Genomic DNA, 21,377 nt, shown 5'->3' on the forward strand with positions numbered 1-21,377 from the left:
GCGTTTGATCCGGGCCGAAAACAACTGTACAAAAACACAGTACATTTTCAATCAGCACTCTTGAGCCCGGAGCACACCATGGCCTCTCTTGCGATGAACCACATCCTCGAACGCATTGCCCTTTTCCAGTTCACCCCGACGCACTGCCTCCAGGCCCGAGCGATGCTGGGCTGGAGCGTGGAACAGCTGTCGCGCGAGGCGGAGGTTGCGGTGGACGACATTCAGCGGTTTGAAGCGCAGCAGGACGTGGCTGACGCAGCGCGGCTGGCGCTGGCTTATCGGTTTGAGGCGCAGGGGCTGGTGTTCTTTCCCGGGTTTGCGCCGGGTCGCAAATTGAATCCCCAGGCCATGCAGCAGAACGTTGTAGAGCGCGGGGATTTTGCTTAGGTGGAATGATTACTTGAACGCAGGGTGCCGCAGCTCGGCCGAGGCTTGTTCATAGCTGTAGGCCATGGCGAATAATTGCGGCTCGCTCCATGGTTTGCCGAAAAAGAACACGGAGGTCGGTAGCCCGTCATCGTCCATGCCCGACGGCAAGGTAATCGCGGGGTAGCCGGCGACGGCGGCGGCGAACTGCGAGTAACCATCGGCGTCAGCAACCATTGCGTCGAGGTTGTGCTCCTGCAGTTTCTCGTCAATGGCGTCTTTGAATTTTTCGCTGATGGCTGCGAGCGAAGCGCTTGCCTGATCATGCGTCATGTCCAGATCGTTGATCGCTTCAAGCATGGCCTGTCCGTGATCCTCTTTGCCGGGATCGGTTTTGTTGAAGTCGATCAACGCTTGCAGTGACTGGATTGGCAGGTCGGGACGACTGGCAAAGTATTCGGGCAATTCGTGTTTCATCCCACCCATCAACCCTGGGATGTAGCCATCGATGTCCGGCAAGCGAACAGTCACTGGCACGATCGTGGCGCCTTGTTTCTGCAGTGTGTCCATGGCCGCCAGAAACTCAACGCCAGGTGTCAGAGGCATACCGTTGGTGCCGACGTAGGCAACGGGATAACCGATGCGTTTGTCTTGCAGGGCATCGTTGGACAGCAACGCCGTGTAATCGATACCTGTGGGTGCGCCCGAAGTGGCGGAGTCTGCAGCATCGACACCTTGCATGACGTTGAACGTCAGCGCCGCATCGCGAACGGTGCGGCTGAGGGTACCCGGAGTGTCTTGCAGACGAGTGATCGGCACGATCCCGGATCGGCTTAACAAACCCAGAGTTGGTTTCACGCCAACCACACCGTTGGCCGATGCCGGGCAAGTGATCGAACCATTGGTTTCAGTGCCCAGGGACAGCGGCGCAAAACCTGCTGCCACAGCAGAGGCGGAACCGGAGCTGGAGCCGCAGGTGCTTTGACTCGACAGGTGTGGGTTTTTCCCTTGGCCACCGCGGCCACTCCAACCATGCGGCAGATCCATGTCTCGCACGTAAGCCCACTCACTCATGTTGGTTTTGCCCAACACAATCGCGACGGCATCCCTCAATTGTCTAACCACAAAAGCATCATTGGCAGGCGGCTGACCGACCATCGCTAAAGAACCCGCACTGGTTTGCAGGCCGTCGGCGGTATCGAAGTTGTCTTTTAGCAGCACGGGAATCCCATGCAGTGCCCCCCGCGTCCGACCTTCTGCACGTTCTTCGTCCAGCGCCCTGGCAATGTCGAGGGCTTGCGGGTTGAGCTCGATGACGGCGTGAAGGGCCGGGCCTTGTTTGTCCAGGTCAGCAATTCGCTGGGTGAGATGCTCAACCAGCGCGACAGAGGTCAGCTCATTGTTCGCCATCAGGCCGCCGAGTTCAGTGACGCTGGCGTATTCGAGCGCGGCATTTGCCGTGGCGGCGTTGGCGATAGTTGTGGCTGTCAGCGAAATCAGGATGGCTTGCGCCAGCGTGTTCATACGGCGTTTGAAGGGATGTTTCATCGGGATCGTCCTTGTATGAAAAAAAGCGAGTGAGTCATTCACTCGCGACACAGCCTACCGACACCGTCAGAAAGAGCTGTCAGCACAAGGACAATCATCAGTAGGAAAAATCAGCCTGACTTGTAGTCGCCACACGGGGCGGAGGCTTTTTCTTACACATCTTCTTCCAGATTCAACCACCACTGAACTTACTCTTAGCCCGCCAGTGAGGTGTGGTGAAGCCAGCCCCTCGATCACGGAAAGAAGGGCGTATTGAGTGGTGTTTTCCTGACTCGGCAGGCGACAGGTCGTCAGGCGCCCTGCACCACCGCTTCAGTCTCGCCTTCAACCGCCAACCACCATGCACTTCCGCGCTGCGGCTGCGCCAGGTTGAACGCCTCGCCCATTTGCGGCGTGGTGATCGAAACACTACGCTCCCAGGCCAGCGCCAGAATCCGGTCAAACGGTTCATGCCAGGCGTGCATCGCCAGGTCGAAGGTGCCGTTGTGGATCGGAAACAGCCAGCGGCCCTTGAGGTCGAGGTGCGCCTGCAGGGTTTCTTCGGGTTGCATGTGCACGTGTGGCCATTCGACGTTGTAGGCGCCGGTTTCCATCAGGGTCAGGTCGAATGGGCCATACTGTTCGCCGATGCGTTTGAAGCCGTCGAAGTAGCCGCTGTCGCCACTGAAGAAGATTCGCGTGTCGCCGTCGATCATCACCCACGAGGCCCACAGGGTGTTGTTGCTGTCGAACAGGCCGCGGCCGGAGAAGTGTTGCGATGGGGTGGCGACGAAGCGAATGCCGGCGATTTCGGTGCCCTGCCACCAGTCGTACTGGCGAACTTTACTGGCATCGATGCCCCATTTGATCAGGGTGTCGCCGACGCCCAGCGGGGTCAGGAAGTAGGTGGTCTTGGCCGCCAGTTTCAGTACCGCCTGGTAATCGAGGTGGTCGTAGTGGTTGTGCGACAGGATCACCGCTTCGATCGGTGGCAACTGGTCGATGCTGATCGGCGGCTGGTGAAAGCGTTTCGGGCCGGCCCATTGCACCGGCGACGCACGCTCGGCGAAGACCGGATCGGTGATCCAGAATTTGTCGCGCAACTTCAGCAGCAGGGTCGAGTGACCGAGGCGGTAAACACTGTGATTCGGTGCTGCCAGCAGGTCTTCACGGGTCAGCGGTTGCACCGGGATTGCAGCGGCGGGACGGGTATTGCGCGGTTTGTTGAAGATCATGTTCCACATGATCCGCAGCATCTTGCGCCCACCTTCGCGCTGTACCGGCGCATGGTTACGGAACAGCCCTTGATCCTGGCGCGAGGCTTCAGGCGTGGAAGTTTGATCCGCAGACAAATCTGGATTGGCCATGACTGAGAGACTCCAGAAAAACCGCGCGATTCGCAGTTTTTCACGGTGAGACGATAAATGGCCAAGGCACGCACGCATCAGCCGAACTTTCTGGTTTTTAGGTTGCGCGGATTAACGCAACATTACACTGGGCGGTGTAGTTTCTAGGTTGCATGAAACGCGATGACAAGTAAACTGCCAAGTGTAATTCCACCTCTCCTCTGCCGAAGCGTACTTATGACAGCTCCACAGCGCCTTACTGACCGCAAACGCGAAGCCATTATTCAGGCGGCGATTGCCGAATTCCGTGCCAACGGGTTCGAGGTCACCAGCATGGACAGGATCGCGGCCACCGCCGGGGTGTCGAAGCGCACGGTGTACAACCATTTTCCCAGCAAGGAAGAGCTGTTCGCTGAAATTCTCAACCAACTCTGGGCACGGATTACAGACGAGCAAGCCGTGACCTATCGCGCGGATCAACCGCTGCGCGAGCAACTGCTGCCCATGTTGCTGGCTAAACTGCAGATGATGGCCGATGACAACTTCCTCGGACTGGCGCGGGTGGCGATTGCCGCCACCATCCATTCCCCGGAGCGCGCGCAGGACATGGTGGCGCGCATGGGCGAGCGCGAAGAAGGCCTGACGGTGTGGATTCGCGCTGCGCTGGCGGATGGTCGGCTGAAAACCGTGAACGCAGAATTCGCTGCACAGCAGGTGCAAGGTCTGTTGAAATCGTTCGGTTTCTGGCCGCAGATTTCCATGGGCCTGCCGCCGCTGGACGCAGACACGCAGAAAGCCGTGGCCGAGTCGGCCATGGAGATGTTTCTGGCCAGATACCAGCTCTAAACCGGCCCTCTCCTGCGCCCCGCCACGATTAAATGGCTCGGAAGGACACTGATTATTCCCGGTGGAATAAATGACAATGTCCGACAATTTACCGACGAACGGTCAACCTGAAAAAACACTTCAAAGTATTTCAGGATGAATCTGGCGCAGGACATCATGGAAAATCAACGCGGCAAAGGCTTGTCATTCGCCAGACGCATTTATCTGCCCAGGATCATCGGTCTGGGCGTCGGCTTTTTCAGCGTCGCGGCCGCGTTGTATCCGTTGCACATGCCGAACTGGCTCTGGGCGCTGCTGGTGTTCAACGGTTTTATCTGGCCGCATCTGGCCTATCAGGTTTCGACCCGCTCGACCTTCCCCTACCACGCCGAACGCCGCAACCTGTTGTACGACTCGTTGTGCGGGGGTTTCTGGACCGCGTGCTTTCAGTTCAATCCGCTGACCACCGTGACCATTCTGTCGATGATGACCATGAACAATGTCGCCGCCGGTGGACGACGTCTGTTCCTGCTCGGTGCCCTGGCCCAAGTCGCCGGCGTGCTGCTGGGCTGGTTACTGTTCGGCTTCAAGTTCAGTCCGACGATGACGCAGATCCAGGTCTGGGCCTGTCTGCCGATGCTCACCTTGTATCCACTGGCCCTGGGCATGGTCAGCTACCAACTGGCGATCAAACTTGCACAACACAAACGTGCACTCAGAGACCTGAGCCGCACCGACAGCCTCACCGGGCTGCTCAATCACGGCGCCTGGAAGGATCTGCTGCACACGCATTTCATGCTGTGCCAGCAAAACCACACCCAGGACATTCTGGCGCTGATCGACATCGATCATTTCAAGACCATCAACGACAACTATGGGCACATCGTTGGCGACGCCGTGCTGCGTGAGCTGAGCCAGGCACTCAAGGGACTGCTGGCCGAGGGTGAACGGGCCGGCCGTTATGGCGGCGACGAGTTTTGCCTGATCCTGCCCGACCAGCCACTCAATAAAGCCGAGGCGCAAATGGAACGATTGCGTCAGGCGCTGGACCAATATCGGCACCCGGATGTGCCAGAGCTGCGCGTCAGCCTGAGTATTGGTCTGGCCCGGTTTCAGCCGACGTACAGCGACGCGGTTGCCTGGCTGGATGATGCCGACAAAGCGCTGTACACCGCCAAACACACCGGGCGCAACACCATCAGCGTGGCGCTGAGCAGTCCGGGCTAAGAAGACGCCAACCTTTCAGCATTGAAAAAACTGATTCGCAATTTCTTGTACAACTCAAAGCAGTTTGTATAAGATCGCCTCGTCAGCCTGGATGCTGGCACTTTGCAGTCAATTGCAAATGCTCATCCAGCATTTGCTCTGCCAGCGCGGAAACAGGGACACAAACCTCGTCTTTCCCTACTTCCAGGTACTGCCCCTATGTTTTTCAAACGCCACCAGTCCGAACTCAACGACCTTCAACACACCATCACCGAACAGAATGGCCTGCTTGAAGCGATCAATCGCTCCATGGCGGTGATCGAGTTCGATCTTGAAGGCGTGGTGTTAAAAGCCAATGACAACTTCCTGAAAACCATGGGTTACCGCGCCGAACAGGTGATCGGCCAGCCTCATCGCTTGTTCTGTACCCCGGAGTTTGGTCGCAGCGCGCAATACACCGAGCTTTGGTCGCGCCTGAAAAACGGTCAGTTCCAGTCCGGCACCTTCGAGCGGATCAACAGCCAGGGCCAGCCGGTCTGGCTGGAAGCCAATTACAACCCGATCAAGGATGCGTCAGGGCGCGTGGTCAAAGTGGTCAAATTCGCCATGGACGTGACGACCAAGGTCCAGCAGGAAAGCGAGGCCAATGCCAAGCTGCAGGCGATTGACCGGGCGATGGCGGTGATCGAATTCGACCTCAACGGCGGCATTCTCACGGCCAACCAGAATTTTCTGACACGCATGGGTTACACGCTCGCTGAACTCAAGGGTAAACATCACCGCTTGTTCTGCCGGGCGGAGCTGGTCAACAGCAGCGCTTACGAGGATTTCTGGCGGCGGCTGAATCAGGGTGAGCTGTTTCAAGGTCAGTTTGAACGCGTCGACAAACGCGGCCAGAGTGTGTGGCTGGAGGCCAACTACAACCCGGTGTACGACGCTGCCGGGCGTTTGTGCAAAGTGGTGAAATTCGCCACGGACGTCACCGCCCGGGTCGAGCAGCACGAGCACGATGCGCGCAGCGCCAGCGCCGCTTATCACATCTCCGTGGAAACCCGGAAAGTCGCCGAGCAAGGCACTCAGGTGATCCAGCAGGCGGCCAGCGAGATGCGCGAAATCGCTGACGACATCGCGCAGTCATCAACGCTGATCGCGCAACTCGGCGAACGCTCGGAGCAGATCACCGCGATCGTCAACACCATCCGCGCGATTGCCGACCAGACTAATCTGCTGGCGCTCAACGCAGCGATTGAAGCGGCGCGTGCCGGGGATCAGGGTCGCGGGTTTGCCGTGGTGGCGGACGAAGTGCGGCAACTGGCGGCGCGCACCAGCGGTTCGACGGCGGAGATTTCCAACATGATCGGCCTGATCCAGAGCGAAACCCGTCAGGCGATCAAGAGCATGGAAGGCACACGCGGGCGGGCGGCGCAGGGCGTTGAACTGGCGGATCAGGCTGGCAGCGTGATTCTGCAGATCCGCGATGGCGCCAGTGAAGCGGTGCAGGCGGTGAGCATGTTTGCCAATGAGCGGGCGCCGGGCTGATCGATATGTCGGGCCGTTGGACCGCGTCGCGGCTTTCGCGAGCAAGCCCGCTCCCACAGGTTCTGGGTTGATCACAAGATAAGTGATCGACTCAATCCCTGTGGGAGCGGGCTTGCCCGCGAAAGGGCCATTAGCCTCGATGCAGGACTATAGTGACCCTCAGTCCCAAGTCCTGCCGAGCCCATCATGACCACAAAAAAACCCGACGTCCCTGCGCCCGCCCCCGTCGACCACCTGCGCTTCCACCGCCCCCACGCCCACCTCAACACCACCTTCGGCAACGACACGTTCGCCTTGCGCGCCGAGGCCTTCGCGCGGTTCTTCGGCACGCCGACCTTTCTTGGCGCACAAACCCTGATCGTGCTGTTGTGGGTGTGCCTCAATGCGACGGGTATCACCACTTTCGACGTGTACCCGTTCATTCTGCTGAACCTCGCGTTCAGCCTGCAATCGGCTTATGCCGCGCCACTGATTCTGCTGGCACAAACCCGGCAAGCCGCGCGGGACAAGGCGCAATCGGACGCCGACGCGCAACACCGTGAAGCGCTGGCGGTGGCCAACAGTGAGCGCCAGGCCCAAGCGGCGCAGACCACCGCGCAATTGCTCGAACTGCTGGAACAGAACACCCGCCTCACCGAAATGACCAAGAGCCTGACCGAACGCATCGAAGGCCTGACCCGCGAACTGCATGCGCACATCTGCCAGAACCCGCAACGCTGATCACGGCAACCGCAGTGCCCGCCCCAGTTCATCGAACAGCGTGACCACCGAGCGCAACGCCCGACAATCAGGGCGGGTCAGCAGCCACAGCGCGGTGTCGTAGCCGTGCAGCGGTTCGCTGAGGGCCTGCAAATCTTCGCAGATCAGAAAGTCCGGCAACGCCGCCACCCCGAGTCCGCCGCGCACCAGTTCAGTCACCGACAGCATGCTGTTGCAGCGATAAGCCGGGGTCACGCCGGGCAACTGCTGGCGGCGCCAGGCGACGGTCGGGTGATCCGGCAAAAACTCATCCGGAGCGATCCAGGTCAGCCCTGCCAGGTCCGTCGAATCGACGCTTTGCAGGTAACGCGCACTGGCGCAGACCCGGTAGGAAATCTTCGCCAGTTGCCGTCCGACCAGATGCTCCGGCGGTGTACGCGTCAAGCGCAGGGCGATGTCAGCATCGCGGCGGCTGAGGTTGGCGAAATCGTTGGAGGTGCTCAGTTCGAGGGTCAACGCCGGGTAGTTCGGCATGAACTGCGCCAGCGCCGGCAACAACAGCCCTTGCAGCACCGAATCGGTACACGTCAGGCGTACCGTGCCGCTGACCACTTCACCGCCCTGCTCGACACCAATCCGCGCCGCTTCCAGTGCCTGCTCGGCGCGTTCGGCCTGCTCGGCGAGGGTCTGCGCGAGGGTGGTGGGCAGGTAACCGGCGCGACTCTTTTCGAACAATTGCTGACCAAGCGCTGACTCCAGCCGCCGCACCGCGCGAAACACCGTCGACACGTCTACTTTGAGAAGCTGCGAAGCCCGGGCCAGAGAGCCGCCGCGCACCAGAGCGAGGATCAGCGCCAGATCGGGGTAGTCGAGTCGATAGTGCGTGGCTGCATTGATCACTTGGGGAAACGCCAATATTGAGTGCGTGAACGCCAATCTATAGTGAGCCCCGGTGATCGACAACTGCAGACCCCTCCCCCAGAGGTTCATCACTCACTCAAATCAAGGAAATCCCATGGACGCCATTTCCATCGCCCTGATCGGCGATCAAGACCCGCAAGTCACCGCCCACCAGGCGATGCCCGTTGCCCTCGGCATGATCGCCGAGCAGTCCGGCCACAATGTGCAATTCGAATGGCTGCCCACCGAGCAGATTCACACCGACGCTGCGCTGGATCACTTCGACGGTTTCTGGTGCGTTCCGGGCAGCCCCTACAGAAACGAGGCTGGTGCACTCAGGGCCATTCGTTTTGCCCGCGAACAGCAGCGCCCTTTCCTCGGCACCTGCGGTGGTTTTCAGCATGCACTGCTGGAATTTTCCCGCAACGTGCTGGGCTGGGCCGATGCCGAGCATGGCGAAACATCGCCGGATTCGCCGCGAGCCGTGCTCACGCCGCTGAGCTGTTCAATGGTGGAGGCGGTGGACAGCATTCATCTGGTCGCCGGTTCGTTGATCGCCAAGGCCTACGAAACGTCCGAAATTCTTGAAGGCTATCGCTGCCGATTCGGGGTGAATCCGCAGTTCGAAAAAGAATTGCTGACTCATCAGCTACGCGCCGTGGGGCATGATTCGGCTGGTGACTTGCGCGCGATCGAATTGACTGACCATGTGTTTTTTGTCGCCACGCTGTTTCAACCGGAACGCGCAGCGCTCAAGGGCAACATCCCGCCACTGGTGCGGGCGTTTGTCGAAGCGTGTGCGGTGCGACGCCCATGAAGCCGAACCAGCCTTGCTTTGCGGTGATTTTCACCTCTACCCGCACCGAGGGTGACAACGGTTATGCGGCGGCGTCGGAACGGATGATGGAGCTGGTCAGCCAGCAACCGGGGTTTCTCGGCATTGATTCGATTCGCGGGGAAGACGGGGTCGGGATCACCATTTCGTACTGGCAGAGCGAAGCGGCAATTCTGGCCTGGCGCGAACATCCCGAGCACCGGGTGATTCAGGCGCGCGGGCGGGCGCAGTGGTATTCGAAGTTTCAGACGCGGGTGTGTCGGGTGGAGCGGGAGTATCGGTTTGGGCAGTGACGATGGCGGCGCGCTGACTGGCCTCTTCGCGAGCAAGCCCGCTCCCACAGGTACAGCGTTTGGGCTTTGAATTTGGTTGTGTTCTCACTGGCCTCATCGCTGGCAAGCCAGCTCCCACAGGAATTCGTGAACGCCACAGATCCAATGTGGGAGCGGGCTTGCCCGCGAAGAGGCCAGTACCGTCAATACAAAAACTTCAACCCTTCACCAGACTGCGCACCGCCACAATCTCCGGCACCTCAACCTTGCTCATGTACACCCGCAGCGGCTCGCTGATGTTGATCCGGTCGTCAATGTTCTGATCCAGCAACAACTGAATCAGCTCGCGCTTCAAGGTCATGGTCGTCTCAGAGGCCGGCGCCCAGACGAATTCATTCACAGGAATAATGCCGTCATCCGCCACGTCCATGCCGAACGAATCTTCGCTGAAACGCACGATGTACTGGCCGGTCTTGCGGTTGAGGCCGACAAAACCCTTGAGGTCATCGGCGGCCTGACAGATGAGTTGGGAAGTGATGCGCATGGTAAACCTCACGAAAAATCATCGATGGTTTACACGCAGGGCAACAGAATCGGCGCGCCCTCTGCCGGAGCGTCTGCCGAGGGCAAGCGTACTGCAAACCGCGCCACAAAAGTGCAGGAAAAATCGCTTTTAATACGTTTATGTCGGTCTGGCGATAGCACCCAATCGATTCAGTTGTTAAAAGGTACGTCTTTGAAAATGCCCTGCGAAAGGAACTCGAACATGCCCGCCACTTTCACCAAAAGCGCCCTCATGCTGAGCCTGCTGCTCGGTCTCGGCCAGGCCCACGCCGCCCAGACTGACGTCAACGCACTGGCCGCCGCCCATGGCATCCCGCATCCAGCCGTGATCGCGCACCGTGGCGCGTCCTTCGATGCTCCGGAGTCCACCGCTGCCTCCTACAAACTGGCCCGCGACCTCGGCGCCGACTACCTGGAAATGGATTTGCAGCGCAGCAAGGACGGCGTGCTGTTTGCCCTGCACGACAACAACCTGCAACGCACCACCGACGTCGCGACCAAGTTCCCGGAGCGCAAAGACAGCCCGGCCACCGCCTTCACCATGGCCGAACTGAAAACCCTCGACGCCGGCAGCTGGTACAACAAGGCTTACCCGGATCGCGCGCGTCCGACCTATGCCGGGCTGAAAATCCTCACCCTCGATGAAATCATCGACATCGCCCAGGCCAACCCGAAACACAAACCGGGCCTGTACATCGAAACCAAGGAGCCGCAGCTGTTTCCAGGGATCGAGCATGACCTGAAAGAGAAGCTGCAGGATCGCGGCTGGCTGAGTCCGGCCGGTTCGAAACTGGCCAAGAGCGAGCTGGCCGTCGGTCAGGGCAAAGGCAAGGTAATCCTGCAGACTTTCGAGAAGAACAGCCTCGAACTGCTGCAGAAGGAAATGCCGCAAGTGCCGAAAATCCTGTTGCTGTGGGTCGGCGAAGGCAGCATCGAGCCGAAATCCAAAGTGACCTTTGCCGAATCCGGCGAGAAGGACAAGAACGTTTTCTACGGCAAGCAGGAGCCGAAATCCGAAGCCGAATTCAAGCAATGGGTGGATTTCGCCAAGGCTCACGGCGCCATCGGCACCGGCCCTTCGGCCAAGCTGACCAAGGGCGGCGACCAGAGCTACTCGGATCTGGTGCAACCGTGGATGAACCAGTACACCCATGATCAGGGCATGCTGGTGCACGTCTACACCGTCGATGAGCCGGTGGACTTCGAGAAAGTCATGGCGGCCGGCGTTGATGGCATCTTCACCAACCGTGCCAGTGAGCTGTTGAAGTTCTACAAGCGTCCGGCGCCAGCCAGTGTGGATCAGGTGTTGAAAAACAACGGGTTCTGATCGGCAGACCGGGTTGTCCGCATCGCGAGCAGGCTCACTCCTACAAGAGTCTTGCCCGCGATCTGGGGTTTTAAGGGTGAGTTAAGTTGTGGTGGTTAACCTGAGCCCACTTCAACGAACAACCCAAGGAATGAGCCGATGAAAACTTTGACTGCCCTGTTTACCGCCGCTGCCCTGACCCTGACTGCTGGCCTGGCCCAGGCTGATGTCCGCGTCGACCAGATCCCTGAGCTGGTCAAATCCGGCAAGATCAAGTCGCTGGAGTCGATGAACGCCGAAGCGCTGAAACTGCACCCAGGTGCAACCATCACCGACACCGATCTGGATAACCACTTCAACGGTTACGAGTACGAAGTCGAGCTGAAAACCGCCGATGGCAAAGAGTTCGACGTCGATTTCGATGCCACCACCGGCAAAGTCCTGAGCAACAAGCAAGACACCTGATACACCGCCAAAACAAAGCCGCACGATCAGCGATCGTGCGGCTTTTTTGCGTCCGTAGCCCGGCGAATCACGCGGATGCAGCCTGAAGGGATGCCAAAACAGCCATCAGACCGCTAGTATGGCGACCATCAGATAAACGATTGCAGCCGAGAACGATGGGCATGGGGCAGACAGCGGCAGCAGACATCGCGACAATCGGACGGATCAGCGCGGTTCCGGCGATTCTTCAAGTGATCCGCGAACTGACCGGCCTGCGCTTTGCCGCCGTGGCGCGGGTTACCGAGGATTCGTGGACAGCCTGCGCCGTCCTCGATCAACTGGATTTCGGCCTGCAGGTCGGTGGCGAGCTGGATCTGGTCACCACGCTGTGCCACGAAATCCGTGCTGCGCACACCTCGGTGGTGATCGACAAGGCCAGTGAAGACCCGCTCTACCGCGATCATCACACCCCGCGCCTGTACAAGTTCGAGAGCTATATCTCGGTGCCGGTGTTCCGCACTGACGGACGGTTTTTCGGCACGATCTGCGCGCTCGATCCGAACCCGGCAGAGCTCAAGTCCAGCAGCATCCAGAGCACCATGGAGTCGTTCGCGCGGATGCTCGCGTTGCAGATTGAAGCCGAGGAAAACGCGCAGCGCACCGAAACGGCGTTGTTGCAGGAGCGCGAAACCGCCGAGTTGCGCGAACAGTTCATTGCCGTGCTCGGCCACGACTTGCGCAACCCGTTGTTCGCCATCAGCGCCGGTGCCGAAATGCTCCTGCGCAAGCATCCGGATCCGGCCATCGAAGTGCGGGTACGCAACATCCTTGGCAGTGCGCAACGGGCGACGCGGTTGGTGGATGATGTGCTCGACTTTGCTCGCGGGCGATTGGGCAAGGGTATTCCAGTGGATATCCAGCCCTGCGCGGATTTGACCGAAGCCGTGCAGCAAGTGGTGACGGAGATTCGCAACGTGCATCCGCAGCGCACGATTCATGCGTCCATCGGCGATTTGCGGGGCGTGCCCTGTGACCGGGCGCGGATCGCTCAACTGCTGTCGAACCTGTTGGCCAATGCCGTGGCCCATGGCGACCCGGATGGGGATATCGAAGTGATTGCCCAGGTTGAGCACGGTGCGTTGATGCTGGCAGTGAAAAACCAGGGGCATATCCCCGAGGCGATTCTGCCGCATCTGTTCCAGCCTTACTCGCGCCCGACCGGCAGCGCGCCCCAGGCCGGGCTCGGTCTGGGGCTGTATATCGCCAGCCAGATCGCCCAGTCCCACGGCGGGCATTTGCATGTGGCGTCCACCGCGCAGAGCGGCACGCTGTTCACCTTCAGCCTGCCCACTGCCTGAAACACACCACAGTTCCCCTGTGGGAGCGAGCTTGCTCGCGAAGGCGTCTTGTCAGTCAATATTTTCGGTGACTGAAACACCGCATTCGCGAGCAAGCCCGCTCCCACAAAAGCACTGCGGTGATGCTTAAGCCGAAGTGCTGACCAACGCCCCCGAGCTGCTCGATCCGGAATCCTGCAACGCCTGCAACAACGCCGCCGTCGCCGTCTGCAACGAAGCCGAGGTGCTGGAGATTTGCGACTCGGCGGAGGCCACGTCAGCCGCTTTGGCATCAGCGTCTTCCTGCTTGGCCTGAGCCGCTTGCAGTGCCTGCTGCTGTTCCTGCAGTTGCTTTTGCAGCTCGGCGATCTGCTTGCGCAGTGCTTTCACCGAATCAGATTCAGCGCTGCTGTCGGAACTGCTGTCGCCTGCCGGAGCCGCGCCACCGCCGGCCGCCACTTTACTGGTATCGGCGCTGACGCCAGTGCTGCTGGCTGCAGTGGTCGAGGTGTCGTCACTGGCGTCGCTGATCCTGGTTTTGCTGGTGGCGGTGCTGACGGTCTGATTGATCGAAACGGAGGTGATGCTGACCATGGGCTGGCTCCAATGCCGGTTATAGATAACCGGCCATCGGCGGCAGTCGCACGGATTTGAGATCGACTGTGTACCGACTCGGTATCCGAATCGGTACACGTCGGCTGACGTCAGGCGCTCAGGCGACGGATCACCGTGGCGGCAATGGCAATCTCACCACGCATCTGGGTGATGCTGTGAATGCGCTCTGCATGACTAATGTAACCAAGCGTGATCGGCGTACCAGAGCGCTTCTTGAAGAAAATCCGACCATTGACAGGTGAATTAACAGAATGTGATCGACCCTGGCCCAGGGTGGGAGCGGGCTTGCTCGCGAAAGCGGCGTGTCATCCACATCATCACTCAATGATCATCCGCATTCGGGAGCAAGCCCCCTCCCACAGGGTTACCAGTGGGCGATCCGGATCGCTGTCATTTTGCAGTCACGCCAACGTCACATGCGGTTGCGATGATGCGGCTCAGTGAACCTGCCATTCCGCGACCGGCGCCCCCTCCTCGCAGCGAGCCTCCATGAACCACAGCCTCGACATCAGTCATCGCGATCCTGATTTGTTCGGTTTGCTTTACGGCTTTCGTTTTCGTCCCGGTGAACGTGGCCGCGAAGTCGATTCGGCGACCGCCCTGCGTTGTCTGCAAGACGACAGCGACAGTGATGAATTCCTCTGGCTGCACCTGAACCTGGCGCACGCCGCGTGCGAGCGCTGGATGAAAAGTCATCTGCAATTGCCCGAAGAGTTTTTCGAAGCGCTGCACGAAGGTTCGCGTTCGACGCGCATCGAGCACGTTGACTCGGCGTTGCTGGCGGTGGTCAACGACGTGGTGTTCAACCTCAGCAGCATGGTTTCCTCGGACGTGTCGACGCTGTGGGTTTGCGTGCGCAGCAAACTGATCGTCAGCGCACGCCTGCAACCGCTGCACTCGGTGGACAAATTGCGTTCGTCGGTGAAGGCCGGCGAATGCTTTCGCTCGCCGTCGGAACTGCTGGTGCATTTGTTGCGTGATCAGGGCGAAGTGCTGACGCAGATCGTGCGCAAGACCAGCATGAGCGTCGATCAGGTCGAGGACGAATTGCTCTCCTCGCGCCTGTCGACAAACCGCGCCGAACTTGGCGCCAACCGTCGGGTGCTGGTGCGCCTGCAACGGCTGTTGGCGCTGGAACCGGGATCCTTGCTGCGCCTGCTCAATCGTCCGCCGCCGTGGCTGCAGAAGGAGGACGTCAAGGAGCTGCGCAAATCCACCGAGGAGTTCGCGCTGATCATCAACGACCTCACCGCCCTCGGCGAGCGGATCAAACTGCTCCAGGAAGAAATCGCCGCCAACCTCAACGAACAGAGCAACCGCACCCTGTTCACCCTGACCGTGGTCACGGTGCTGGCGCTGCCGATCAACATCATCGCCGGTTTCTTCGGCATGAACGTGGGGGGAGTGCCGCTGGCAACGGATCCGGAGGGGTTCTGGATTCTGGTGGCGCTGGTGGCGACGTTTACCGTGATTGCCGGGCGCTGGGCGTTTCGCAAGCGTGGGGATTATTGACCCCTGATTTATGTGTTCACCACAGATCTCTGTGGGAGGGGGCTTGCTCCCGAAGGCGTCAGGTCAGCCAACATCATCGCTGAATGACAGACCGCGTTCGCGAGCAAGCCCGCTCCCACCCCGGATCGCGACCAGCCAAAATACTTCATTCACGGCCCATCTCCTGTGGGAGGGGGCTTGCTCCCGAAGGCGTCAGGTCAGCCAACATCATCGCTGAATGACAGACCGCATTCGCGAGCAAGCCCGCTCCCACCCCGGATCGCGACCAGCCAAAATACTTCATTCACGGCCACCTCCTGTGGGAGGGGGCTTGCTCCCGAAGGCGTCAGGTCAGCCAACATCATCGCTGAATGACAGATCGCATTCGCGAGCAAGCCCGCTCCCACCCCGGATCGCGACCAGCCAAAATACTTCATTCACGGCCCCTCTCCTGTGGGAGGGGGCTTGCTCCCGAAGGCGTCAGGTCAGCCAACATCATCGCTGAATGACAGATCGCATTCGCGAGCAAGCCCGCTCCCACCCCGGATCGCGACCAGCCCAAATATTTCATTCACTGCTCATCTCCTGTGGGAGGGGGCTTGCTCCCGAAGGCGTCAGGTCAGCCAACATCATCGCTGAATGACAGACCGCGTTCGCGAGCAAGCCCGCTCCCACCCCGGATCGCGACCAGCCAAAATACTTCATTCACGGCCACCTCCTGTGGGAGGGGGCTTGCTCCCGAAGGCGTCAGGTCAGCCAACATCATCGCTGAATGACAGACCGCATTCGCGAGCAAGCCCGCTCCCACATTAAGATCTTCATCAGCCTTCAGATCAGCGGTGAGCTAATCCGCCAAACACTGACCTGTCGCAGTCTCTCTGTAACATTCTGCAATGATCATGACCGACATTCCTTCCCTCGCTCAGGATTGTCCGCTCATGGCTACTCCCTCCCTGACCGCCGCCCGCCCCACGTCCGCCCACGGCGGCCGCCCGGCACTCGATAAAAAACCCGGACCATTCACTTACGTGGTGTTCTTCGCGGTGCTCGCGATGGGGATGCTGTTCACCGCTTACAGCTTGATGCACGACATGCATGAACTGGGCACCACCGTCACCACCTGGACCCCGTTCCTGCTGCTCGGCGTAGCGCTGCTGATTGCGCTGGGCTTCGAGTTCGTCAACGGGTTCCACGACACCGCCAACGCGGTCGCGACGGTGATCTACACCCACTCGCTGCCGCCGAATGTGGCGGTGGTCTGGTCGGGGTTCTTCAATTTCCTCGGGGTGCTGCTGTCCAGTGGCGCGGTGGCGTTCGGCATCATCGCCCTGCTGCCGGTGGAGCTGATTCTGCAGGTCGGTTCGTCCGCCGGGTTCGCGATGATCTTCGCCCTGTTGATCGCGGCGATTCTGTGGAACCTCGGTACCTGGTGGTTGGGCCTGCCGGCCTCCTCATCCCACACCCTGATCGGTTCGATCATCGGCGTCGGCGTGGCCAATGCCTTGATGCACGGACGCGACGGCACCAGCGGCGTGGACTGGGCGCAGGCGACCAAGATCGGTTACGCCTTGCTGCTGTCGCCACTGGTGGGCTTCGGCTGCGCGGCGCTGTTGCTGCTGGCCATGCGCGCCTTCATCAAGAATCGCGCGCTGTACAAAGCGCCGGAAGGCAACAACCCGCCACCGTGGTGGATTCGCGGTTTGCTGATCGCCACCTGCACCGGTGTGTCTTTCGCCCACGGCTCCAACGACGGGCAGAAAGGCATGGGCCTGATCATGCTGATTCTGGTTGGCACCTTGCCGATGGCTTACGCGTTGAACCGCACCATGCCGGCCGATCAGGCGTTGCAGTTCGCTGCCGTCGCCGAAGTCACCCAGCAAGCGCTGGTGAAAAACACCCCGCTGCCGGCCCCGGCCGATCCGCGTCCGGTGCTGTCGGATTACGTGCGCAGCAAGCAAGCCACGCCGCAACTGATCCCCGCCCTCGCTGCCCTCACCGGACACATTGGCGCGGAGGTGAAAGGCTATGGTTCGCTGTCGAAAGTCCCGGCCGAAGCCATGGGCAACGTGCGTAACGACATGTACCTGGCCAGCGAAAGCATTCGCCTGATGGACAAGAACAAGGTCGGCAATTTCGACGCTGACACCACTGACAAACTGCAACTGTTCAAGCAGCAGATCGACAACGCCACGCGCTTCATTCCGCTGTGGGTGAAGATCGCCGTGGCCATCGCCCTGGGCCTCGGCACCATGGTTGGCTGGAAACGAATTGTGGTGACGGTCGGCGAGAAGATCGGCAAAACCCACCTGACCTACGCCCAAGGCGCCTCGGCGGAAACCGTGGCGATGCTGACCATCGGCGCGGCGGACATGTTTGGTTTGCCGGTGTCGACTACCCATGTGCTGTCATCGGGTGTGGCCGGGACCATGGTCGCCAATGGCGGCGGGCTGCAGATGAAGACCATCCGCAACCTGCTGATGGCGTGGGTGCTGACCTTGCCGGCTGCGATTCTGCTGTCAGGCAGCCTGTACTGGCTGTTCACCCAGATCTTCTGAACAACCCGGCCCCCCTGTAGGAGTGAGCCTGCTCGCGATAGCGGCGCTTCAGTCACATCTGCATCGACTGACAGCACGCCATCGCGAGCAGGCTCACTCCTACAGTTGATCTGCGGCAAGTTACAACGTCGAACGGATGACATCGCCCAACCACTCCATGAACACCCGCACCCGCAGCGGCAAATGCCGTTGCCGCGCATACAGGATTGAAATGCCCATCGCCGGCGCGGTGAACTGCGGCAGCACAGTCACCAACTCGCCAGTTTCGAGGTGCGGTTGCATGCCGGTGCGCGGCACCTGGATCAGACCAAAGCCACCCAGGCACGCCGACTCGTAAGCATCGGTGCTGTTGACCGTGACGCTGCCAGCCATCGGCAGGCGCCGCACCTGTCCATCCTGTTCATACACAAACCCTTCCGAGCGCGAACCGAGCACGCCGACGTAATGCACCAGTCGATGCTGCGCCAGATCTTCCAGGGTCTGCGGCACACCATAGCGCTCGAGGTACGCGGGGCTGGCACAGTTGATCATCGGGAAGTCGCCCAAGTGCCGCGCCACCACCGACTGATCCGGCTGCGCGCCAATGCGCACCACACAATCAAAGCCCTCGCTGAGCAGATCGACGCGGCGGTCGGTGCTGCTGATTTCCAGCTGCAGATTCGGGTGGCGCGCCATGAACTCCGGCAGCAGCGGCATGATCAGGCGCCGCGCGAGGATGTTCGGCATGTCGACGCGAATCCGCCCGCTCAGCGACGCCGGATCCTGCCGGAACAGCCCCTCGATCTCGTCCATGTGTGACAGCAGATCCTTGCTGCGTTCGTACAGCACCAGGCCGTCCTGCGTCGCCTGCACCTTACGTGTGGTGCGTTGCAGCAGGCGGGTGCCGAGCAGGGTTTCCAAGGCCTGGACGTGTTCGGAAACCGTCGAGCGCGGTAACCCGAGACTCTCGCCGGCCAGGGTGAAACTCGACAATTCGCTGACCCGGACGAAGGTGCGCAGCAGTTCCAGTTTGTTCATGAGGACACCCGTTGATTGTTCGACTGAGCCGACCAGTGATTCCGCTTTCAGTCTGTTTATCACCCCATGGCGGATAAATAAACTTTGCTCATCACCACTCACCGCAATTGAGGATTTCACATGAGCCGCAAAATCGCATTGATCACCGGCGCCAGCCGTGGCCTGGGCAAGAACGCCGCCCTGCACCTCGCCGCTGAAGGCGTGGACATCATCGGCACCTACAACAGCCGCGCCGATGAAGCCCAGGCGCTGGTCGCTGAACTGGAACAACGCGGCGCCAAAGCCGTGATGCTGCAACTGGACGTCGGTCGCAGCGAAACCTTTGCCGATTTCGCTTCGCGGGTTGAGCAGGCGTTGCAGCACTTTGATCGCCCGCGCTTCGACTTTCTGATCAACAACGCCGGGATCGGTGTGCACGCGGCGTACGCCGAGACCACCCCGGAACAGTTCGACCTGCTGATGAATATCCAGCTCAAAGGGCCGTTCTTCCTGACTCAGCAACTGCTGCCGCTGATTAACGATGTCGGGCGCATCATCAACATTTCCAGTGGTCTGACCCGCTTCAGCCTGCCGGGCTACGCTGCCTACGCGGCGATGAAAGGCGCGATGGAAGTGCTGACCCGCTATCAGGCCAAGGAGCTGGGCGCGCGGCAGATCGGCGTGAACATTCTGGCGCCGGGCGCGATCGAGACCGACTTTGGCGGCGGTGCCGTGCGCGACAACGCGGCGTTGAACGCGATGGTCGCGAGCAATACCGCACTGGGTCGCGCCGGGCAGCCGGATGATATTGGGGGGGCGCTGTCGATGCTGCTGGCGCCGGGTGCGCAGTGGATCAACGGGCAGCGGGTTGAAGCATCCGGCGGCATGTTCCTCTAAACCCAAACAGTGTGGCGAGGGAGCTTGCTCCCGCTGGGGTGCGAAGCGCCCCCCAAAACCGGCCAATGCGGTCTGACAGACAGACCGCGTTTATCGGGTTTACGACTGCTACGCAGCCGAGCGGGAGCAAGCTCCCTCGCCACAGTTTGTCTTCCAGACTCAAGCAGCACGGGCCGTCAATAACCGCTCGCGCACCACGTCATAACCCCAGTGATACACATAGGTGTACGGCAGGAAGAACAGCAGCACGCCGATGTCCAGCAAAAACGCCTGCCACAGGCTGACCGACAACCACCAGGCAATCAGCGGCACGCCCATCACGATCAATCCGCCCTCAAACAGCAGCGCGTGGATCACCCGTGTCCAGCCGTTGTGGTCGACATTCAGGCGCTTGAGCATGCGATCGAAAAAGCCGTTGAACAGCACGTTCCACGCCAGCGCCAACATCGCGATCAGCACGGTCACCGCGCCCATGTCCAGCAGCGGTTTGTCCATGATCCACGCCAGCAATGGCGTACAGATCAGAATCGCCAGACACTCGAAACCGATGGCCTGGAAGATACGTTCAGTGATGGATTTGTTGGCAGTCATGGCCTGACTCCTTGAGTGAAGATGGTTGCCATGATCCGCCCTCGCACCGATACTTCATAACCAATAACCATCGATCAAGGCGATAGTTCATGGCTTCGCAAGAAGTGCTGCTGGCGTTTGTCCAAGCGGCAACCCAGGGTTCGTTTTCGGCGGCGGCGCGTAAACTCGGGCGCAGTCAGTCGACCATCAGTGCGGCGGTGGCCAGCCTAGAGATCGATCTGGATCTGGTGCTGTTCGACCGTAGCAGCCGCAAACCGACCCTGACCCCGGCCGGGCATGTGATGCTGCAACGGGCCGAGGCGATTCTGGCGGCCACCAATCGCATGGAAATGAGCGCCCGGCAACTGACCCAAGGCGTTGAGCCGAAGCTGACCGTGGCGATTTCCGACACCTATCAATCGGCGCGTTTCGAAGCAGCGCTGGTCGGCTTCGAGCAGCGCTATCCGGACCTAGAACTGGAATGCCTGATCGCCGAGTGCGACGACCTGATCGAACTGGTCCAGCGTGGCCGCGCGCACCTGGCGTTTGCCGAAATGCAGGACACCTATCCACCGGATCTGGTGACCTCGACCGTCGCCGAGCGCACTGACCTGGCGCTGTTCGTCAAAGGTGATCATGTGCTGACCCGTGTCGAACGGGTCGACCAGCAGGTGCTGGAGCAGCATCGCGAGTTGCGCCTGGCGACCATCGTCAATCCCTACGACAGCCGGGCGAAAGGCCGGGTGTGGTCGGCGCCGAGTTACCTGATGCTGATGGAAATGGCGGAGATGGGCTTTGGCTGGGCGGCGCTGCCGCGCTGGCTGGTGGCGCGTTTCGGGAATGGCTCGCTGGTGGAACTGACGGTGCGCGGCTGGCCAAAACCGGTGTATGTCGATGCGTTGTGGTCGCGGATTTATCCACCGGGGCCGGCGGGGAGCTGGTTACTGAGCAAGATGCTGGAATAAAAGCTCCCAATCGCGAGCAAGCCCGCTCCCACAGTTGGAATGCGCTCACCTGTGGGAATGCTGGAATAAAAGCTCCCAATCTCGAGCAAATCCGAAGTTTTCATGCTGACTTTACTGGCCCC

20 protein-coding genes and 2 pseudogenes are annotated in these 21,377 nt (G+C 60.3%); 15 read left to right on the forward strand and 7 right to left on the reverse strand.

The annotated features are described in order from the left end of the window. Positions 1 to 78: 78 nt before the first annotated feature. Positions 79 to 387 carry an XRE family transcriptional regulator gene (locus ACS4NR_RS14660; RefSeq protein ID WP_456017752.1) on the forward strand — a complete coding sequence of 103 codons (309 nt, stop codon included), beginning with the start codon at positions 79 to 81 and terminating at the stop codon, positions 385 to 387. A 9-nt stretch (positions 388 to 396) separates the two neighbouring features. Here the strand turns inward: ACS4NR_RS14660 and ACS4NR_RS14665 are convergent, their stop codons facing one another. Then, the gene (locus ACS4NR_RS14665) at positions 397 to 1,914 is read right to left on the reverse strand and encodes an amidase family protein (protein WP_456017753.1); all 1,518 of its coding nucleotides are present in this window, start codon (positions 1,912 to 1,914) and stop codon (positions 397 to 399) included. A 290-nt stretch (positions 1,915 to 2,204) separates the two neighbouring features. Further along, on the reverse strand, positions 2,205 to 3,260 hold the full coding sequence (locus ACS4NR_RS14670) for an MBL fold metallo-hydrolase (protein ID WP_456017754.1): 1,056 nt from the start codon (positions 3,258 to 3,260) through the stop codon (positions 2,205 to 2,207). A gap of 216 nt (positions 3,261 to 3,476) precedes the next feature. Between ACS4NR_RS14670 and ACS4NR_RS14675 the strand changes: the two genes are divergently transcribed. The 5 genes and pseudogenes from ACS4NR_RS14675 (at position 3,477) to ACS4NR_RS14695 (ending at position 7,529) form a co-directional block, all read left to right on the forward strand. Beyond that, a complete protein-coding gene (locus tag ACS4NR_RS14675; protein WP_456017755.1) occupies positions 3,477 to 4,085 on the forward strand; it encodes a TetR/AcrR family transcriptional regulator in 609 nt (202 codons plus the stop codon). A 156-nt stretch (positions 4,086 to 4,241) separates the two neighbouring features. Next, a complete protein-coding gene (locus ACS4NR_RS14680; RefSeq protein WP_456020391.1) occupies positions 4,242 to 5,291 on the forward strand; it encodes a diguanylate cyclase in 1,050 nt (349 codons plus the stop codon). Positions 5,292 to 5,579: 288 nt separating this feature from the next. After that, positions 5,580 to 6,263 (forward strand): annotated as a pseudogene (locus ACS4NR_RS14685) (PAS domain-containing protein); the annotation flags it as partial. Positions 6,264 to 6,371: 108 nt separating this feature from the next. Further along, a pseudogene (locus ACS4NR_RS14690) lies at positions 6,372 to 6,809 on the forward strand (methyl-accepting chemotaxis protein); the annotation flags it as partial. Positions 6,810 to 6,995: 186 nt separating this feature from the next. Beyond that, the gene (locus ACS4NR_RS14695) at positions 6,996 to 7,529 is read left to right on the forward strand and encodes a DUF1003 domain-containing protein (protein WP_456017756.1); all 534 of its coding nucleotides are present in this window, start codon (positions 6,996 to 6,998) and stop codon (positions 7,527 to 7,529) included. On the opposite strand, the gene ACS4NR_RS14700 is transcribed toward ACS4NR_RS14695, so the two are convergent. After that, positions 7,530 to 8,471, reverse strand: coding sequence for a LysR family transcriptional regulator (locus ACS4NR_RS14700; RefSeq protein ID WP_456020392.1), 942 nt, complete (start codon positions 8,469 to 8,471; stop codon positions 7,530 to 7,532). Between the two features lie 52 nt (positions 8,472 to 8,523). Here ACS4NR_RS14700 and ACS4NR_RS14705 point away from each other — a divergent pair, with 52 nt between their 5' ends. Then, entirely contained in the window at positions 8,524 to 9,225 is a 702-nt protein-coding gene (locus ACS4NR_RS14705) for a CTP synthase C-terminal region-related (seleno)protein (protein ID WP_456017757.1), read from the forward strand. Continuing rightward, positions 9,222 to 9,536, forward strand: a complete 315-nt coding sequence (locus ACS4NR_RS14710) for an antibiotic biosynthesis monooxygenase family protein (RefSeq protein ID WP_204895083.1) — start codon at positions 9,222 to 9,224, stop codon at positions 9,534 to 9,536. The genes ACS4NR_RS14705 and ACS4NR_RS14710 overlap by 4 nt, the downstream gene beginning before the upstream one ends. Before the next feature lie 196 nt (positions 9,537 to 9,732). Here ACS4NR_RS14710 and ACS4NR_RS14715 read toward each other — a convergent pair whose 3' ends face one another. Further along, complete coding sequence (locus tag ACS4NR_RS14715; protein ID WP_095137098.1) at positions 9,733 to 10,059, reverse strand: DUF2025 family protein; 327 nt, start codon at positions 10,057 to 10,059, stop codon at positions 9,733 to 9,735. Positions 10,060 to 10,281: 222 nt separating this feature from the next. On the opposite strand from ACS4NR_RS14715, the gene ACS4NR_RS14720 reads away from it, so the two are divergent. The 3 genes from ACS4NR_RS14720 (at position 10,282) to ACS4NR_RS14730 (ending at position 13,187) form a co-directional block, all read left to right on the forward strand. Then, positions 10,282 to 11,406 carry a glycerophosphodiester phosphodiesterase gene (locus ACS4NR_RS14720; RefSeq protein ID WP_095137097.1) on the forward strand — a complete coding sequence of 375 codons (1,125 nt, stop codon included), beginning with the start codon at positions 10,282 to 10,284 and terminating at the stop codon, positions 11,404 to 11,406. Between the two features lie 138 nt (positions 11,407 to 11,544). Next, complete coding sequence (locus ACS4NR_RS14725; RefSeq protein WP_007917758.1) at positions 11,545 to 11,850, forward strand: PepSY domain-containing protein; 306 nt, start codon at positions 11,545 to 11,547, stop codon at positions 11,848 to 11,850. A 161-nt stretch (positions 11,851 to 12,011) separates the two neighbouring features. Further along, complete coding sequence (locus ACS4NR_RS14730; RefSeq protein WP_456017758.1) at positions 12,012 to 13,187, forward strand: GAF domain-containing sensor histidine kinase; 1,176 nt, start codon at positions 12,012 to 12,014, stop codon at positions 13,185 to 13,187. 126 nt (positions 13,188 to 13,313) lie between these two features. Here the strand turns inward: ACS4NR_RS14730 and ACS4NR_RS14735 are convergent, their stop codons facing one another. Next, positions 13,314 to 13,760, reverse strand: a complete 447-nt coding sequence (locus tag ACS4NR_RS14735) for a hypothetical protein (RefSeq protein WP_456017759.1) — start codon at positions 13,758 to 13,760, stop codon at positions 13,314 to 13,316. Positions 13,761 to 14,270: 510 nt separating this feature from the next. Between ACS4NR_RS14735 and ACS4NR_RS14740 the strand changes: the two genes are divergently transcribed. Both ACS4NR_RS14740 and ACS4NR_RS14745 read left to right on the forward strand, forming a co-directional pair. Beyond that, the gene (locus tag ACS4NR_RS14740; protein ID WP_047599633.1) at positions 14,271 to 15,293 is read left to right on the forward strand and encodes a transporter; all 1,023 of its coding nucleotides are present in this window, start codon (positions 14,271 to 14,273) and stop codon (positions 15,291 to 15,293) included. Positions 15,294 to 16,210: 917 nt separating this feature from the next. Continuing rightward, entirely contained in the window at positions 16,211 to 17,827 is a 1,617-nt protein-coding gene (locus ACS4NR_RS14745; protein ID WP_095137093.1) for an inorganic phosphate transporter, read from the forward strand. A gap of 120 nt (positions 17,828 to 17,947) precedes the next feature. On the opposite strand, the gene ACS4NR_RS14750 is transcribed toward ACS4NR_RS14745, so the two are convergent. Beyond that, the gene (locus ACS4NR_RS14750) at positions 17,948 to 18,844 is read right to left on the reverse strand and encodes a LysR family transcriptional regulator (RefSeq protein ID WP_095137092.1); all 897 of its coding nucleotides are present in this window, start codon (positions 18,842 to 18,844) and stop codon (positions 17,948 to 17,950) included. Positions 18,845 to 18,964: 120 nt separating this feature from the next. Between ACS4NR_RS14750 and ACS4NR_RS14755 the strand changes: the two genes are divergently transcribed. Next, positions 18,965 to 19,720 (forward strand): SDR family NAD(P)-dependent oxidoreductase, encoded by a 756-nt coding sequence (locus ACS4NR_RS14755; RefSeq protein ID WP_456017760.1) that lies wholly within the window; start codon positions 18,965 to 18,967, stop codon positions 19,718 to 19,720. A 159-nt stretch (positions 19,721 to 19,879) separates the two neighbouring features. On the opposite strand, the gene ACS4NR_RS14760 is transcribed toward ACS4NR_RS14755, so the two are convergent. Next, positions 19,880 to 20,311, reverse strand: coding sequence for a multidrug/biocide efflux PACE transporter (locus ACS4NR_RS14760; RefSeq protein WP_456017761.1), 432 nt, complete (start codon positions 20,309 to 20,311; stop codon positions 19,880 to 19,882). Positions 20,312 to 20,400: 89 nt separating this feature from the next. On the opposite strand from ACS4NR_RS14760, the gene ACS4NR_RS14765 reads away from it, so the two are divergent. Next, on the forward strand, positions 20,401 to 21,255 hold the full coding sequence (locus ACS4NR_RS14765; RefSeq protein ID WP_456017762.1) for a LysR family transcriptional regulator: 855 nt from the start codon (positions 20,401 to 20,403) through the stop codon (positions 21,253 to 21,255). The last annotated feature ends 122 nt before the right edge of the window (positions 21,256 to 21,377 follow it).

The organism is Pseudomonas sp. JQ36 (assembly GCF_053851495.1).

Bases quoted from the DNA above. Each gene is read 5' to 3' on its own strand.
- ACS4NR_RS14660 (WP_456017752.1), top strand. From the start codon at position 79: ATGGCCTCTCTTGCGATGAACCACATCCTCGAACGCATTGCCCTTTTC.
- ACS4NR_RS14665 (WP_456017753.1), bottom strand. From the start codon at position 1,914: ATGAAACATCCCTTCAAACGCCGTATGAACACGCTGGCGCAAGCCATC.
- ACS4NR_RS14670 (WP_456017754.1), bottom strand. From the start codon at position 3,260: ATGGCCAATCCAGATTTGTCTGCGGATCAAACTTCCACGCCTGAAGCC.
- ACS4NR_RS14675 (WP_456017755.1), top strand. From the start codon at position 3,477: ATGACAGCTCCACAGCGCCTTACTGACCGCAAACGCGAAGCCATTATT.
- ACS4NR_RS14680 (WP_456020391.1), top strand. From the start codon at position 4,242: ATGGAAAATCAACGCGGCAAAGGCTTGTCATTCGCCAGACGCATTTAT.
- ACS4NR_RS14695 (WP_456017756.1), top strand. From the start codon at position 6,996: ATGACCACAAAAAAACCCGACGTCCCTGCGCCCGCCCCCGTCGACCAC.
- ACS4NR_RS14705 (WP_456017757.1), top strand. From the start codon at position 8,524: ATGGACGCCATTTCCATCGCCCTGATCGGCGATCAAGACCCGCAAGTC.
- ACS4NR_RS14710 (WP_204895083.1), top strand. From the start codon at position 9,222: ATGAAGCCGAACCAGCCTTGCTTTGCGGTGATTTTCACCTCTACCCGC.
- ACS4NR_RS14715 (WP_095137098.1), bottom strand. From the start codon at position 10,059: ATGCGCATCACTTCCCAACTCATCTGTCAGGCCGCCGATGACCTCAAG.
- ACS4NR_RS14720 (WP_095137097.1), top strand. From the start codon at position 10,282: ATGCCCGCCACTTTCACCAAAAGCGCCCTCATGCTGAGCCTGCTGCTC.
- ACS4NR_RS14725 (WP_007917758.1), top strand. From the start codon at position 11,545: ATGAAAACTTTGACTGCCCTGTTTACCGCCGCTGCCCTGACCCTGACT.
- ACS4NR_RS14730 (WP_456017758.1), top strand. From the start codon at position 12,012: ATGGGGCAGACAGCGGCAGCAGACATCGCGACAATCGGACGGATCAGC.
- ACS4NR_RS14735 (WP_456017759.1), bottom strand. From the start codon at position 13,760: ATGGTCAGCATCACCTCCGTTTCGATCAATCAGACCGTCAGCACCGCC.
- ACS4NR_RS14740 (WP_047599633.1), top strand. From the start codon at position 14,271: ATGAACCACAGCCTCGACATCAGTCATCGCGATCCTGATTTGTTCGGT.
- ACS4NR_RS14745 (WP_095137093.1), top strand. From the start codon at position 16,211: ATGGCTACTCCCTCCCTGACCGCCGCCCGCCCCACGTCCGCCCACGGC.
- ACS4NR_RS14750 (WP_095137092.1), bottom strand. From the start codon at position 18,844: ATGAACAAACTGGAACTGCTGCGCACCTTCGTCCGGGTCAGCGAATTG.
- ACS4NR_RS14755 (WP_456017760.1), top strand. From the start codon at position 18,965: ATGAGCCGCAAAATCGCATTGATCACCGGCGCCAGCCGTGGCCTGGGC.
- ACS4NR_RS14760 (WP_456017761.1), bottom strand. From the start codon at position 20,311: ATGACTGCCAACAAATCCATCACTGAACGTATCTTCCAGGCCATCGGT.
- ACS4NR_RS14765 (WP_456017762.1), top strand. From the start codon at position 20,401: ATGGCTTCGCAAGAAGTGCTGCTGGCGTTTGTCCAAGCGGCAACCCAG.